13 protein-coding genes are annotated in these 13,476 nt (G+C 70.2%); 6 read left to right on the top strand and 7 right to left on the bottom strand.

Annotation, left to right across the window (positions count from 1 at the left end; genetic code table 11):
* Positions 1–16: 16 nt before the first annotated feature.
* Positions 17–718: a dienelactone hydrolase family protein gene (locus ACFQS7_RS00945; RefSeq protein ID WP_380065143.1), complete on the bottom strand. Its 702-nt coding sequence runs from the start codon at positions 716–718 to the stop codon at positions 17–19.
* 241 nt (positions 719–959) lie between these two features.
* On the opposite strand from ACFQS7_RS00945, the gene ACFQS7_RS00940 reads away from it, so the two are divergent.
* The 4 genes from ACFQS7_RS00940 (at position 960) to ACFQS7_RS00925 (ending at position 4,787) form a co-directional block, all read left to right on the top strand.
* Positions 960–2,423, top strand: a complete 1,464-nt coding sequence (locus ACFQS7_RS00940; protein ID WP_380065142.1) for an MFS transporter — start codon at positions 960–962, stop codon at positions 2,421–2,423.
* A gap of 200 nt (positions 2,424–2,623) precedes the next feature.
* On the top strand, positions 2,624–2,986 hold the full coding sequence (locus ACFQS7_RS00935) for a hypothetical protein (RefSeq protein WP_380065141.1): 363 nt from the start codon (positions 2,624–2,626) through the stop codon (positions 2,984–2,986).
* A gap of 101 nt (positions 2,987–3,087) precedes the next feature.
* A complete protein-coding gene (locus tag ACFQS7_RS00930; protein WP_380065140.1) occupies positions 3,088–3,591 on the top strand; it encodes a flavin reductase in 504 nt (167 codons plus the stop codon).
* 152 nt (positions 3,592–3,743) lie between these two features.
* A complete protein-coding gene (locus ACFQS7_RS00925; RefSeq protein ID WP_380065139.1) occupies positions 3,744–4,787 on the top strand; it encodes a hypothetical protein in 1,044 nt (347 codons plus the stop codon).
* Positions 4,788–4,821: 34 nt separating this feature from the next.
* Here the strand turns inward: ACFQS7_RS00925 and ACFQS7_RS00920 are convergent, their stop codons facing one another.
* The gene (locus ACFQS7_RS00920) at positions 4,822–6,384 is read right to left on the bottom strand and encodes a sulfatase-like hydrolase/transferase (RefSeq protein ID WP_380065138.1); all 1,563 of its coding nucleotides are present in this window, start codon (positions 6,382–6,384) and stop codon (positions 4,822–4,824) included.
* 71 nt (positions 6,385–6,455) lie between these two features.
* Here ACFQS7_RS00920 and ACFQS7_RS00915 point away from each other — a divergent pair, with 71 nt between their 5' ends.
* Entirely contained in the window at positions 6,456–7,502 is a 1,047-nt protein-coding gene (locus tag ACFQS7_RS00915) for a hypothetical protein (protein ID WP_380065137.1), read from the top strand.
* Positions 7,503–7,716: 214 nt separating this feature from the next.
* On the opposite strand, the gene ACFQS7_RS00910 is transcribed toward ACFQS7_RS00915, so the two are convergent.
* The 5 genes from ACFQS7_RS00910 to ACFQS7_RS00890 all read right to left on the bottom strand — a co-directional run bounded on the left by ACFQS7_RS00910 (position 7,717) and on the right by ACFQS7_RS00890 (position 12,720).
* Complete coding sequence (locus tag ACFQS7_RS00910) at positions 7,717–8,835, bottom strand: branched-chain amino acid ABC transporter substrate-binding protein (RefSeq protein WP_380065136.1); 1,119 nt, start codon at positions 8,833–8,835, stop codon at positions 7,717–7,719.
* 84 nt (positions 8,836–8,919) lie between these two features.
* Positions 8,920–9,633, bottom strand: coding sequence for an ABC transporter ATP-binding protein (locus tag ACFQS7_RS00905; RefSeq protein WP_380066181.1), 714 nt, complete (start codon positions 9,631–9,633; stop codon positions 8,920–8,922).
* An 8-nt stretch (positions 9,634–9,641) separates the two neighbouring features.
* Positions 9,642–10,445 carry an ABC transporter ATP-binding protein gene (locus ACFQS7_RS00900; protein WP_380066180.1) on the bottom strand — a complete coding sequence of 268 codons (804 nt, stop codon included), beginning with the start codon at positions 10,443–10,445 and terminating at the stop codon, positions 9,642–9,644.
* Positions 10,446–10,525: 80 nt separating this feature from the next.
* Positions 10,526–11,809 carry a high-affinity branched-chain amino acid ABC transporter permease LivM gene (gene livM / locus ACFQS7_RS00895; protein ID WP_380065135.1) on the bottom strand — a complete coding sequence of 428 codons (1,284 nt, stop codon included), beginning with the start codon at positions 11,807–11,809 and terminating at the stop codon, positions 10,526–10,528.
* Complete coding sequence (locus ACFQS7_RS00890; RefSeq protein ID WP_380065134.1) at positions 11,806–12,720, bottom strand: ABC transporter permease subunit; 915 nt, start codon at positions 12,718–12,720, stop codon at positions 11,806–11,808. The genes livM and ACFQS7_RS00890 overlap by 4 nt, the downstream gene beginning before the upstream one ends.
* A 161-nt stretch (positions 12,721–12,881) precedes the next feature.
* On the opposite strand from ACFQS7_RS00890, the gene ACFQS7_RS00885 reads away from it, so the two are divergent.
* Complete coding sequence (locus tag ACFQS7_RS00885) at positions 12,882–13,475, top strand: carboxymuconolactone decarboxylase family protein (RefSeq protein WP_380065133.1); 594 nt, start codon at positions 12,882–12,884, stop codon at positions 13,473–13,475.
* Position 13,476 lies beyond the last annotated feature (1 nt).

The raw sequence follows: 13,476 nt of genomic DNA, 5'->3' as shown, positions 1-13,476 counted from the left end.
CGCCCCCCCGGACCGTTCAGCCGAGCACCTTGGCCAGCAGCTCCGCCGTGCGGCCATTGGCGATGGCCGCGGCGCGGGCATCCCAGGAATGCCCGCCCATGCGAGCGAAGGCGTGGTCGACGCCCGGATAGACATGGACGCTGACCTGGGCATGGCCCTGCAGGCCATCCCGGATCTTCGCCTGGGCCTCGGGCGGGACGAACTTGTCCTTCTCGGCGATATGCAGGATCAGCGGCGCCTTGATGGCGCCGGCCTCGCCCAGCAGGCCTTCGATGCCGACGCCGTAGTAGCTGACATTGGCATCCGCATCGGTGCGCGCCGCGGCCATGAAGGCCAGCCGGCCGCCGAGGCAGAAGCCCATGGTCGCGACCTTGCCGTTGGCGCCGTCCATCCTGCGGGCATGGGCGATGGTGGACTTGAGGTCGTCGATCGCCTTGTCCTGGTCCATCCCCTTCATCAGCGCGAAGGCCTTGTCCCATTCCGCCTGGCCGGCATCGGGGTCGAGCCGCACGCCCTTCTCCTGGCGCCAGAACAGGTCCGGGCTGATGGCGATGAAGCCCATCTCGGCGACCCAGTCGGACAGCGAACGCATCGCCGCGTTCACCCCGAAGATCTCCTGGATCATCACCACCGCGCCCGCGGGCCTCGCCTTCGGCATGGCGACATAGGCGCCGAACTTGCCGCTGCCATCGGCCGCGGCGATCTCGATCTCGGGCATGCTTCCCTCCTCATCCGGGCGTTATGGACGGCATCTAACCACCGCCGCCGCGGCTTGCCACGCCCCGGGCGGTGACAGGTTGGTGGCGCCCGGCCGGCACTGTCCCGCCCGGTGGATTCGGGCCGCAGCGCGCGGAATGCCGCAGCACCGGTCGGAACCACCCGCCATCGGCTGCGCTGCCGCCTGCGGCATGGCAACGCGCGGGCCGCCCGCTGCTTTCCTTGCCTGGGGAGAACGCCGCATGCGCGACACGCCGGGCCCGGCCACGGGCGAACGCTTCGAGACCGACGTGCCCGCCCGGCTCGACCGGCTGCCCTGGAGCGGCTTCCACTGGCGCGTGGTGATCGCGCTCGGCATCACCTGGGTGCTGGACGGGCTGGAGGTGACGCTGGTCGGCAGCCTGGCCGCCGCCATCCACGAAAGCCCGAGCCTCGCCCTGACCCCGACCCAGATCGGCCTCACCGCCTCTGCCTATCTCATCGGGGCGGTGGTCGGCGCGCTGGGCTTCGGCTGGCTGGCCGACCGGATCGGCCGGCGGCGGCTCTTCTTCATCACGCTGTTCGTCTACATGCTGTCCAGCATCGCCACCGGCTTCGCCTGGGACTTCTGGTCCTTCGCCTTCTTCCGGGCGCTGACCGGGGCCGGCATCGGCGGCGAGTACGCCGCGGTGAACTCGGCGATCCAGGAACTGATCCCGGCGCGCTACCGCGGCACCACCGACCTCTGCGTCAACGGCACCTTCTGGGGCGGGGCGGCGATCGGCGCGGTGGTGGCGCTGGTGGTGCTGGACCCGGCCTTTATCGACCCCGAGATCGGCTGGCGCGCCGCCTTCGTGGTCGGCGGGGCGCTGTCGCTGGTGGTGCTGCTGCTCCGCCGCCACATCCCGGAAAGCCCGCGCTGGCTGATGCTGCACGGCAAGCCGGAGGAGGCCGGGCGAATCGTCGGCGACATCGAGCGTGACGTGGTCGCGGCCAGCGGCCCCTTGCCGCCGCCCTCCTACGGCAACGTGGTGCTGCACCGGCGCGGCGCGGCATCCCTCGCCGAGGTCTGGCGGACGATGTTCCACACCCACCGGGACCGGGCGGTCCTCGGACTGACGCTGATGTCCTGCCAGGCCTTCTTCTACAACGCGGTCTTCTTCACCTATGCCCTGGTGCTGACGAAGTTCTACGGCATCCCGGCGCGGGAGATCGGCTGGTTCATGCTGCCCTTCGCGCTTGGCAACCTGGCCGGCCCGCTGCTGCTGGGGCGGTTCTTCGATACCATCGGGCGCAGGCCGATGATCACCGGCACCTATGCCATCTCCGGCATCCTGATGGCCGGGACCGGCGCCGCCTTCGCCGCCGGCTGGCTCACCGCCTGGGAGCAAACCGCGGCCTGGACGGTGATCTTCTTCTTCGCCTCGGCCGCCGCCTCGGCCGCCTACCTGACGGTGGGGGAGAGCTTCCCGCTGGAGATGCGGGCGATGGCCATTGCGCTGTTCTATGCCATCGGCACCGCGGTGGGCGGGGTGGTCGGGCCGACGTTGTTCGGCTGGCTGATCGAGAGCGGGGAACGCAGCGACCTCATGTGGGGGTATTTCGCCGCTGCGGCGCTGATGCTGGTGGCGGCGGCGACCGAATGGCGGCTCGGCTTCGCCGCCGAGGGGCGGTCGCTGGAGGATGTCTCGGCGCCGCTTTCGGCCCGGGGACAAGCGAAGGGATAAGCCCCGGCCGGGTTGTCGGCGCTGCGGCGGCAAGGCTTTCGCGGTGGTGCCGACAGGCAATGCGCCTACAAACGACATCACGAAAACGTGATATCTCGCGCCGATCTAACGGCTTACTCCGATTTACGTCCTGACATGCGAGTCCTATATGGATCGTAACAACCAATAGTTGCCGATTGATGGATCGGGAGTCGCCTGAGATGCGGACCGCCACCAAGAACGCCGAATGGGACGGAATCTGGGCCAGGTACGACCTGAGCACGCCCCCGACACCGACCCGTCGCCAGGCGCCGGCGATCCCGCAGGCCGGCAACCGGAGCGCGAGGTGGGGATTCCTGCTCGCCCTGGTTGCCCTCGGCATCCCCTTTCCGACCCCGCTGCTGTCCGATGAGGACGTCACCGGCGGCCTGCCGCGCGAGGCGGTCACCTCTTTCTCGCCGGTCGAGGCGGTGCTGCCGCCGGTCGGCCTCGCCGTGGCACGGCTCGCCGCCGAATCCGCCACCGCAGCCTGCTGGGTACTGCAATTGCAGCCACAGGGCGGCGGTTGCGGGGCAGCGCCCTAGGCAGGGTGAATCGTGGCGCGACACGCCGCGTTCCGCCTCCCCGGTTCCCATACGCCCGGCCCGTGCTTAACTCGCTGGCAAGCAGCGAGGCCGCATTTACGATGACCGTCACCCGCCAGGAATTCCGCGACGCCATGGCTCGATTGGGCGCCGCGGTGAACATCATCACCACCGACGGGCCGGCCGGGCGCGGCGGCTTCACCGCCAGCGCCGTCTGCAGCGTGACCGACGAACCGCCTACCCTTCTGCTCTGCATGAACCGCAACGCCACTGCTGCGCCGCTGCTGAAGGCGAACGGCACGGTCTGCGTCAACGTGGTTGCCGCGGCGCAGAAGGAGACCGCCATGGTCTTCGCCGGGATGACCCGGTGCGCGATGGAGGAGCGCTTCCTGGCCGGCCATTGGGAGACCGGGAAGGCCGGTGACCCGATGCTGGACGGTGCGGTGGCGGCCTTCGACTGCCGGGTGACCGAGATCCTGGAGAAGGGCACCCACCTGGTGGTCTTCGCCGAGGTGGAGCAGATCCGTCAGGGCAGCGATGCCGATCACGGGCTGATCTACTTCGGCCGGGACTATCACCCGGTCGGGGTGTCCAGCGGCGGCTGAACCGCGCAGCAGGGCGCGGCGGCCGGAATCGGCGCGCCCGGCCGAGACAGCCAGGGGAAGCGTGTAGAGGTTGCTTCCGATTGGTATTTTGTATACCTCCGATTGATGTACGTGCAATGCAGCACGGCTCATCGGATGAGTTGCTCTTATTCATGATTGAAACCGTATTCCAGGCCACCGCTGCCGGCGGCACGCTCGATGCCTCAACCCATGCGACCCCCACCGTGCTGCGCGGCTCGATCGGCGACGACCGGCTGATCGGCAGCGCTGGCGATGACCGCCTCAGCGGCGATTTCGGCCACAACGACATTTTCGCCGGCGCCGGCGCCGACCAGATCCACAGCCTGCTCTCCCCCCTCGCCTTCGACAGCATCGATGGCGGGGCCGGGATCGATTCGCTCTACATCGCGCTGACCAGCGAGGACTACACGCCGGCCGTCCGGCTCGGGCTCTCGGCGCTGAAGACCTTCATCACCGGCACGGTCGTCACCGACCCTGCGGCGCATTTCAGCAATGCCACCCTGCAGCTCGACATGACGGGCGTCGAGCGGGCCTTCATCCGGCTCGACGGCGTGGTGACCGACCTGGCCTATTTCGACCTGCCGCCGGCCGGGCCGCCGAGCGGCGACGTGACGGTGCGGGCCACCGATGCGCTCTACGACTATGCCTCGAACGTCTCCGGCCTTGGCGCGACCACGCCGCCAGGCTTCGACCTCGGCAGCGGGACGGGCCGGTCGGTGACCATCTCGAACGTCGCCGGCGGCTTCTTGTTCGGCGAGGACATGATGGCGACCGGGCCGGACGGGTCTGACCTGTTCGCCGGCGCCGGCACCGCGATCAACCCGACCGATGGCCTGGCCGGTCTGGTGGCGCCGAGCAACGGCATGCTGGTCGGCGTCTTCCTCGACGGGCATGAGCATGACCCGGGCCACGTCGCCCCGGCCACGCTGGATTTCCGCAGCCTCGGCGAGGGCTTCACCAGCCTGGCGCCGGCGGTCGACCAGCCCTTCTTCATCGGCGACGGGTTGGACGCGGCCGGCGCGGCGCAGCAATTCCTGGTGCCGGACGCGGCGCGGATGCTGGTGCTGGGCGTGATCGACGGCACCGGCTTCCACGACAGCCCCGGCGCCTATGCCGACAACTCGGGTACGGTCACCGCCCATGTCGCGGTGCAGGACAACGTCTGGGGCGTCTAGCGCGTTGGCCCGCCGGGAGCCCCCCGGCGGGCTGTCACCACTCGCCGAGGAATACCCCGGCCTTCTTGTGGCTGTCGGTGCGCTGCTCGGCTTCCGCCCAGGTGATGGTGGTGCGCGACTTCAGCCGGGTGAACCATTGCAGCAGCCGGTGCCGCATGGCGTCGCGCACGCCGACCAGCGTCCTGTCGTCGCCGAGGTCGAAGAACTCGTCAGGGTCCTGGTGCAGGTCGAACAGCTGCGGCCGCAGCCCGCCGGTCCAATGGACATATTTCCAGCGGTCGGTGCGGACCATCCAGGCCATGTGCTGGCCGGTGGCGAAGCCCTGCCGTCGGCGCGCCCCACGGAAGGTCCAGTCCAGCTCGCTGACCGCGCAGTCGCGCCAGTCGTCGCCTTGGCTGCCGCGCAGGGCCGGGACCAGCGAGCGGCCCTCCACGACATGGCTGGCCGGATCGAGGCCCAGCGCCTCGAGGATGGTCGGCATGCAATCCACCGCCTCGACCAGCCGGGGGTCCTCGGTCCCGCGCGTCGCATCCGCCGCTGCGGTCGGGTCGTAGACCAGGAAGGGCACCCGCTGGACGCAGTCGTGGAACAGCTCCTTCTCGCCCAGCCAGTGGTCGCCCAGGTAGTCGCCATGGTCGGCGGTGAAGATCACCAGCGTGTCCTGCCAGCGGCCCAGCCGCTCCAGGGTCGCCCAGACCCGGCCCAGATGCGCGTCGACCTGGGCGATCAGCCCTTGGTAGGCCGGCCGCACCGTGGCGATCGCCGCATCCTGCCGGAAGCTCTCGGACACCTCCTCGTCCTGCCAGGCGCGGAACATCGGGTGGGCGTCGGGGCCGCGTTCCCCCGGATGGCGCTTGACGGGCAGGCATTGCTCTGGCCCGTACATGGCATGGTAAGGCGCCGGCGCGATGTAGGGCCAATGCGGCTTCACATAGGACAGATGCAGCACGAAGGGCGCGTCGCCCTGGCGCTCCAGGAATTCGATGGCGCGGTCGGTGGTGTAGGCGGTCTCGCTATGCGCCTCGGCCACCCGGGCGGGGTAGCGGGCGTTGCGCATCTTCCAGCCCGACAGCGGCCTGCCGTCCGGGCCGTCGACCGCAATGACGAAATCGGTCCAGGGGTCGCGGCTGTCGTAGCCCTTCGAGCGCAGCCAGTGCGCATAGGCGCTGTCCGGTTCGCCGTGGTGGCCGTCGTGCCGGTCGACCAGCTGGAACCAGCCCTCCTTCAGCAGGGTGGACAGGTCGGTCTGGCCGTCCAGTTCCAGCCGCCGCATGCCGTGCGCATCCGGCAGCACATGGGTCTTGCCGGCCAGCGCCAGGGTGCGGCCGCTTTCCCGCAGGTGCCAGCCCAGCGTCACCTCGCCGACCGAAAGCGGCACCCGGTTATGCGTCGAGCCATGCGAGGAGACGTAGCGGCCGGTGTAGAAGGACATCCGCGACGGGCCGCAGATGCCCGACTGCACGAAGGCATTCGGGAAGCGCACGCCGCGTTTGGCCAGCGCGTCGATGTTGGGCGTCCGCAGGTGCGGGTGACCGGCGCAGGACAGGTGGTCCCAGCGCAGCTGGTCGCACATGACGAACAACACGTTGCGGATCATGGCTTTCCCCTGGCGCGATCAGCGGCGGCGCAGTCTGCCCGCCCAGCGCGCGGCTGGCGAGGCTGAGCGTGATGGTGGCCGAGGACGCGCTGCTGGCGGCGCTGGACCTGGAGCGCCCGCCGCCGATGCCGGCCCCGCTTGCCCGGCTGCTGCTGCGGCACAGCACGGAAGCGGTGGACCGCCGCTTCGCCGCCGCGGCGCTGACCATGGCCGAGGCGGCCGAGATGATCGCCGCGCTGGCCCACCACGTGCCGGCCGCGGCGCTGGCACCGGCCCGGGCCTGGGCGCTGGCCCGGCTGGAGCAGCATGGCGCCATCGGCGTCCCGCCCGCCTTGCCGCGGGCGCTGCTGCGCGGCCTGGGCGGGACGGACGCGGCGGGGCCGGAGACGGCACTCGGTCGCGCCCAGGCCCGCCAGGCCTTCCGCGAATCGGTCTGGTCCGCCGGCCTGGCCCGGGTGCCGCTGCTGCCGCTGGGCCTGCATTGCCTGCCCTGGAACCTGCCGGCCCGCTGGGGTTTCCGCAGCACGCCGCAGGCGATGGAGGCGTTGAACCCCTTCGCCCTGGCCGCCCATCACCTGCCGGTGGTGCTGGCGGCGCTGGAGGAAGGCTGGGCCGGCTATGCCCCGCCCGCCGCCATCCATGCCGTCACCACGCCGAGCGGCCGGCGGCTGCTGCGGCGCCAGGATGGCGGCGCGGTCTGGAACCACCATACCGGCCCGGATTGGGAGGCGGACGGGCTGGCCCCGCTTCGCCTCGACCTCGAGATCCTTGCCCGCCGCTTCGAACGCGGCTGCGCCGCGCCGGGCGTGCCGCTCCGGGTGTTCTTCCTGGTCACCGAAGCGGCGCCGGATGCGGCGCTGGCGGCGCGGCTGATCGCGCCCTTGCGGCGCCGGGTGCGGGAGGGCCGGCTCGGCCTGTTCCTGCTGCACAACCCGGTGGCCGGCGAGCCCGGGGCGGCGGAGGCGCTGACGCCGGAGGCCGTCATGCTGCGCCTGCCGCGGCCAAGCCCGGGCTACGAGTGGCACATCCCGGCCCAGTTCGACACGCCGGCCGGCTTCGCCTTCGAGCACCGCATCGCCGCGGCGCTGCGCGACGCCATCGTCGGATGGCAGGGCTGAAATTGCGAAGGGCCCCGGCGGTCACCCGCCGAGGCCCTTCCATTGTGTCGGGCGTTACCGCCCCGCGTGGCTCAGGAAGCCATCCCCGCAGTGGCGGAGACGATGATCCAGGCCGCGGCTGCGGCGTCCACCTGCGAACAATGAGACACTGGATCACCTCCTTTCGGTTGTTGACGATGGCAGGAAGCTGGGCCTTTCGCGGCCCGGCTTCAAGTCAGATTTCGACGTAGTTGCCGTTCTTCCACACGTAGAACACATAGTCCGCAACGGTCGTGTCGCCCTTCTTGTCGAAGCTGATCGGACCCAGCACGGTCTGCCAGGGGCCGGAGGCCTTCATCGCCTCGGCGATCTTCTTCGGATCGATCGACTTCAGCTTCTCCGCCGCGGCGGCCCAGATCTGTATGGCGGCGTAGGTGTAGAGGACATAGCCCTCGGGATCGATGTTCTTGGCCTTGAAGCTCTGCACCACCTTGGCGGCCGAGGGACGGTTGCGCGGGTCGCTGGGGAAGGTCATCAGCGCGCCTTCGCCGGTGGCACCGGTGATCTGCCAGAAATCCTTGGTGACCAGCGCGTCGCCGCCGATCATGGTCACCGCCATGCCCTGTTCCTTGGCCTGGCGCAGGATCAGGCCGGCCTCGGTATAGTAACCGCCGATATACATGATCTCGACGCCGGCCCCCTTCATGCGGGAGACCAGGGCGCTGTAGTCGCGCTCACCGGGCGTGTAGGCGCTGAACAGCACCTCGGTCTGGCCGGCGGCGTTCAGCGACTTCTTGGTCTCCTCGGCCAGGCCCTTCCCGTAGGCCTGGTTGTCGTGGAGGATCGCCACCTTCTTGCCGGGATAGGTCTTGGCGATATAGGCGCCGGCCACCTGGCCCTGCTGGTCGTCCCGGCCGCAGACGCGGAAGGTGTTCCAGCTGCCCTCGTCGGTATATTTCGGGTTGGTGCTGGCCGGGCTGATCTGCAGCACGCCTTCCTCGGCATAGACCTTGCTGGCCGGGATCGAGCTGCCCGAGCAGTAGTGCCCGGCGACCATCGCCACCTTGCGGCCGGCCATCTGGTTGGCGACCGAGACCGCCTGGCGCGGGTCGCAGGCATCGTCGCCCAATTCGAGGATCAGCTGCCGGCCGAGCACGCCGCCGGCGGCGTTGAAGTCGGCCACCGCCTGCTGCGCGCCGATCTTCATCTGGTCGCCCGCCGCGGCGTTGGAGCCGGTGAGCGGCCCGGCGCAGGCGATGCGGATCGGCCCCGACCCTTGGGCGAAGGCATCGGTGGAAGCAATGACCGCCGGCAGCGCCGTGGCGGCCTGGAGTAGCGTCCTGCGCTTGAGCATCCCTGTTTCTCCTTTTGGTTGCCGGCCTTGCCCAGTTCCGGATCAGGCCGCTTGCGGCAGGGTAACGGACCCGGCGGCGTATTGTCAGCCGTGCCCGCCGCCGAGATAGGCGTCGCGGATCTCCGGCCGGGCCAGCAGCGCCCGGCCCGGGCCCTCCATGGTGATCCGGCCGTTCACCAGCACATAGCCCCGGTGCGCCAGCCGCAGCGCCTGGTTGGCATTCTGCTCGACCAGCAGCACGGTCAGCCCGGTCCGGGTGTTCAGCAGGCGGATGGCGTCGAAGATCTGCTTCACCACCAGGGGTGCCAGGCCGAGCGAGGGCTCGTCCAGCAGCAGCAGCTTGGGCTTCGACATCAGCGCCCGGCCGATGGCCAGCATCTGCTGCTCGCCGCCCGATAGCGTGCCGCCGCGCTGCCAGAGCCGTTCCTTCAGGCGGGGGAACAGGGCGAAGGCCTGCTCCATCTGCGGCCCGGGGTCGTCCTTCGTGAGCGCCTCGGCACCCATCAGCAGGTTCTCCCGCACCGTCATGCGCGGGAAGATGCGGCGGCCTTCCGGGGATTGGGCGACGCCGCGCCGCATGATGGCGTGGGTCGGCTGGCCGGTGATGTCCTCCCCGGCCAGGCGGACCTGGCCGCTGCGCGGCTTGGGCTGGCCGCAGATGGTCATCAGCAGGGTGGACTTGCCGGCGCCGTTGGCGCCGATCAGCGTGACGATCTCGCCCGGCTGGACCTGCAGCGAGACCGAGTCCAGCGCCTGCACCGCGCCGTAGCCGGCGGAAACGCGATCGACGTCGAGCAGGGGCGCGCTCATGGCACGGCCTCCTCGTCCTCGTCGCCCTCACCCAGGTAGGCGGCGATCACCCGGGGATCGGCCCGCACCGCGGCGGGCGCCGCATCGGCGATCAGCTTGCCATGGTCCAGCACCACCACCCGGTCGGAGATGCGCATCACCACGCCCATGTCGTGCTCGATCAGCAGCAGGGAGGTGCCCTGGCCGCGGATCTCCATGAGCAGCCGGGCCAGCTCGTCCGATTCGCGGGGGTTGAGGCCGGCGGCGGGCTCATCGAGGCAGAGCAGCGCCGGTTCGGTGCACATGGCGCGCGCGATCTCCAGCCGCCGCTGCGCGCCGTAGGGCAAGGCGCCTGCCGGGTCGTCGGCGCGATCGAGCAGGTTGGTGGCGACCAGCCATTGCCGCGCCAGCGCCACCGCCTCGCGTTCCGCCTTCGGGTAGCGCGACAGGCCGAGCACCGCGCCGATGCCGAAGCCGGTCGCCGCCATCAGCTTGACGTGCTGCGCCACCAGCAGGTTCTCCAGCGCGGTCATGCCGGGGAAGAGCCGGATGTTCTGGAAGGTGCGCGCCACGCCCGACCGCGCGATGCGGTGGCCGGCCAGCAGATGCAGGTCGACCGGCAGCTCGGCCGGGCGGTGCAGCCGGATGGCGCCGCCGGAGGGCCGGTAGAAGCCGGTGATGCAGTTGAACAGCGTGGTCTTGCCGGCGCCGTTCGGGCCGATGACGGCGGTGATCTCGCCGCGATAGGCGGCGAAGGACACCGCCGAGACGGCGGTCAGCCCGCCGAACCGCATGGTCAGGTTGGCGACTTCGAGGATCATCTCGCGATGCAGGCGGCGGTCGCCCGTCATCGGCCGGGCGAGGCCGTCATCCTCGATCCGCTGCGGTACCTCGGCCGGCATCACCCGCGCCCCTCGCCCACGAGGTCGCCGCCGATGGCACGTTTCTCCCCCAGCGCGATGGAGGGCGTCCGGGTCCCGACCAGGCCGCGCGGCCGCAGCACCATGATCACCACCATGGCGGCGCCGAAGACCAGCATCCGCCACTCGTCCAGGCCGCGGAACACCTCGAAGCCACCGATCATCACGAGCGCCGCGATGGCGACGCCGACCTGGCTGCCGAGGCCGCCGAGCACGACGATGGCCAGGATGATGGCGCTCTCGATGAAGGTGAAGCTTTCCGGGCTGATGAAGGCCTGCCGGGTGGCGAAGAAGGCGCCGGCGAAGCCGCCGAACATCGCCCCCAGCGCGAAGGCGGTCAGCTTCGTCGTGGTGATGTTGATCCCCAGCGCCCGGCAGGCGATCTCGTCCTCCCGCAGGGCCTCCCAGGCCCGGCCGAGCGGCTGGCGGCGCAGCCGGATGGTGACCCAGTTGGTCAGCAAGGCGAGCGCGAAGATGACGTAGTAGAGGAAGATGACCCGGTGGCTGGGCGAGGGCTCGATGCCGAAGAAGCCGGCGAAGCTCCCCTCCCCGCCCGCCATGCTGAAGGGCAGGCCGAAGAAGCTCGGGCGCGGGATGCCGCTGATGCCGTTCGGCCCGCCGGTCAGCTCGGTCCAGTTCAGCAGGACGACGCGGATGATCTCGCCGAAGGCAAGGGTCACGATGGCCAGATAGTCGCCGCGCAGCCGCAGCACGGGGAAGCCCAGCAGCACGCCCCAGAAGGCTGCCAGGATACCGGCCAGCGGCAGGCAGATCCAGAAGGACAGGCCGAAGAACTGCGCCAGGAGGGCGTAGGAATAGGCGCCGATGGCGTAGAAGGCGACGTAGCCGAGGTCGAGCAGCCCGGCCAGGCCGACCACGATGTTCAGCCCCCAGCCCAGCATGACGTAGGTCAGCACCAGGATGCCGATGTCGAGCTCGTAGCGGCCGATGCCGGGGATGAAGGGCAACACCAGCGCCGCCGCCAGCAACGCCGGGGCGACCAGCCTGCCGGCCCGCTGCAGCCGGTCGGTCCAGGGGCCGGGCGCGGTGCTGGGCTGCAAGGCGCGGCGGCCGGCCAGCGTGGTGATCGCCAGCCGCCCGGCGAAGACGATGCCGCAGAGCAGCGCCACCTGCCCCCAGCGCTGCCGCAGGATCAGCCCGCCCTCCGGCCCGACCTCGGTCCGCAGCCCGACCAGCATGACGAAGAGCCCGAAGGCGACGGCGGCGGCGACCAGCGCGTCGCGGATGGCCTGTGCCGGGGTCATACCTTCTCGACCTCCTGCCGGCCGAGCAGCCCGGTGGGCAGGAAGATCAGCGTGATCACCAGGATGGAGAAGGCGGCGACGTCCTTGTACTGGGCGCTGAAATAGGCCGACCAGAAGGTCTCGATCAGGCCGATCAGCAAGCCGCCCAGCACCGCCCCCGGCAGCGACCCGATGCCGCCCAGCACCGCGGCGGTGAAGGCTTTCACCCCGGCCAGGAAGCCGATGTAGAAGTCGATGACGCCATAGCGGACCATGTACAGCGTGCCCGCCACGGCGGCGAGCGCGGCGCCGATGACGAAGGTCAGGCTGATCGTGCGGTTGGTGTCGATCCCCAGCAGCGCCGCCATCTTCTGGTCCTGCTCGCAGGCCCGCATGGCGCGGCCGAGCGGGGTGCGGGTGACCAGGATGGTGAAGACCGCGAGCACGCCGAGGGTGACGGCGATGATCAGCATCTGGATATAGGAGAACTGCACAACGAAGGGGCCGTCGCGCATCACCTCGACCCCGCCCGGCACCAGGGTGCCGATCGGCTTGACCCGGGCGCCCTGGCTGACCTGGACATAGTTCTGCAGCACGATGGAGATGCCGATGGCGCTGATCAGCGGCGCCAGGCGGAAGCTGCCGCGCAGCGGCCGGTAGGCGACGCGCTCGACCGACCAGCCATAGAGCGCGGTGAAGGCCATGGAGACCAGCAGCACCAGCAGGATCGCCGCCGGGCCGTCCATCATCCCGCCCGCCTGCAGCAGCAGGACGGTGATCAGCGCGATGAAGGCGCCGATCATGAACACGTCACCATGGGCAAAATTGATCATGCCGATGATGCCGTAGACCATGGTGTAGCCCACGGCGATCAGGCCGTAGATCATCCCCAGGCTGATCCCGTTGATCAGCTGCTGCAGCGCATAGGCCATTCTGTCTCCCGGCCGAGAAGCCCCTGTGACGGCCACGCTAGGGCAGCCGTCGCCTCGTGCGAAGGGGGCCAGCGAGATGCATGCCACCGCCTCTGGTGGGGGGTGTTGCCGCCCGGCGCCGGCCGGGGCGACACTGCCGGCACGAAGACGGGAGGAAACCCATGCCCAGCGATACATCCCTGCCGGCTGATGACGGCCGGGCCGGCCGGCTGCCGCCCCTGGCGCCGGAGGCCATGACGCCTGAGCAGAAGCGGATCGTCGACGGGATCGTCGCCGGCCCCCGCGGTGGCCTGCGCGGCCCCTTCCCGGCCATGCTCCGCAGCCCAGAGGTGGCGGAACGCTTCCAGAAGCTCGGCGAGTATTTGCGCTTCGACAGCTCCATTCCCGCCGCGTTGAACGAGCTGGCCATCCTCGTCACCGCCCGGGAATGGTCGGCCCAGTACGAATGGTATGCGCACCACCTGCTGGCGATGAAGGCCGGCCTGCCGCCGGCGATCGCCGAGGCGGTGGCGGAGGGCCAGAAGCCCGACGGCATGGACGCCGACCAGGCGCTGGTCTGGCAATTCTGCACCGAACTGCACAAGACGAAGCAGGTCTCGGACGCAACCTACGCCGCGACGAAGGACCGCTTCGGCGAGCGCGGCGTCATCGATCTGATCGCGGTCAGCGGCTACTACGTGGCGGTGGCGATGACCCTGAACGTCGCCCAGGTGCCGCTGCCGCCCGGGGTCCCGGTGCCGCTCAAGCCGCTCTGAG

The sequence above is a fragment of the Dankookia sp. GCM10030260 genome, assembly GCF_042666655.1.
GTDB lineage: Bacteria > Pseudomonadota > Alphaproteobacteria > Acetobacterales > Acetobacteraceae > Paracraurococcus.
The sequence above is the reverse complement of the archived record's forward strand: the minus strand, read 5'-3'. Positions and strand labels throughout refer to the sequence as shown.

Excerpts from the sequence above, each read along its gene's own strand:
- ACFQS7_RS00890 (WP_380065134.1), bottom strand. The coding sequence starts at position 12,720 with ATGGCCTATGCGCTGCAGCAGCTGATCAACGGGATCAGCCTGGGGATG.
- ACFQS7_RS00900 (WP_380066180.1), bottom strand. The coding sequence starts at position 10,445 with ATGATCCTCGAAGTCGCCAACCTGACCATGCGGTTCGGCGGGCTGACC.
- ACFQS7_RS00935 (WP_380065141.1), top strand. The coding sequence starts at position 2,624 with ATGCGGACCGCCACCAAGAACGCCGAATGGGACGGAATCTGGGCCAGG.
- ACFQS7_RS00925 (WP_380065139.1), top strand. The coding sequence starts at position 3,744 with ATGATTGAAACCGTATTCCAGGCCACCGCTGCCGGCGGCACGCTCGAT.
- ACFQS7_RS00885 (WP_380065133.1), top strand. The coding sequence starts at position 12,882 with ATGCCCAGCGATACATCCCTGCCGGCTGATGACGGCCGGGCCGGCCGG.
- ACFQS7_RS00940 (WP_380065142.1), top strand. The coding sequence starts at position 960 with ATGCGCGACACGCCGGGCCCGGCCACGGGCGAACGCTTCGAGACCGAC.
- ACFQS7_RS00920 (WP_380065138.1), bottom strand. The coding sequence starts at position 6,384 with ATGATCCGCAACGTGTTGTTCGTCATGTGCGACCAGCTGCGCTGGGAC.
- ACFQS7_RS00910 (WP_380065136.1), bottom strand. The coding sequence starts at position 8,835 with ATGCTCAAGCGCAGGACGCTACTCCAGGCCGCCACGGCGCTGCCGGCG.
- ACFQS7_RS00945 (WP_380065143.1), bottom strand. The coding sequence starts at position 718 with ATGCCCGAGATCGAGATCGCCGCGGCCGATGGCAGCGGCAAGTTCGGC.
- ACFQS7_RS00930 (WP_380065140.1), top strand. The coding sequence starts at position 3,088 with ATGACCGTCACCCGCCAGGAATTCCGCGACGCCATGGCTCGATTGGGC.
- ACFQS7_RS00915 (WP_380065137.1), top strand. The coding sequence starts at position 6,456 with ATGGTGGCCGAGGACGCGCTGCTGGCGGCGCTGGACCTGGAGCGCCCG.
- livM (WP_380065135.1), bottom strand. The coding sequence starts at position 11,809 with ATGACCCCGGCACAGGCCATCCGCGACGCGCTGGTCGCCGCCGCCGTC.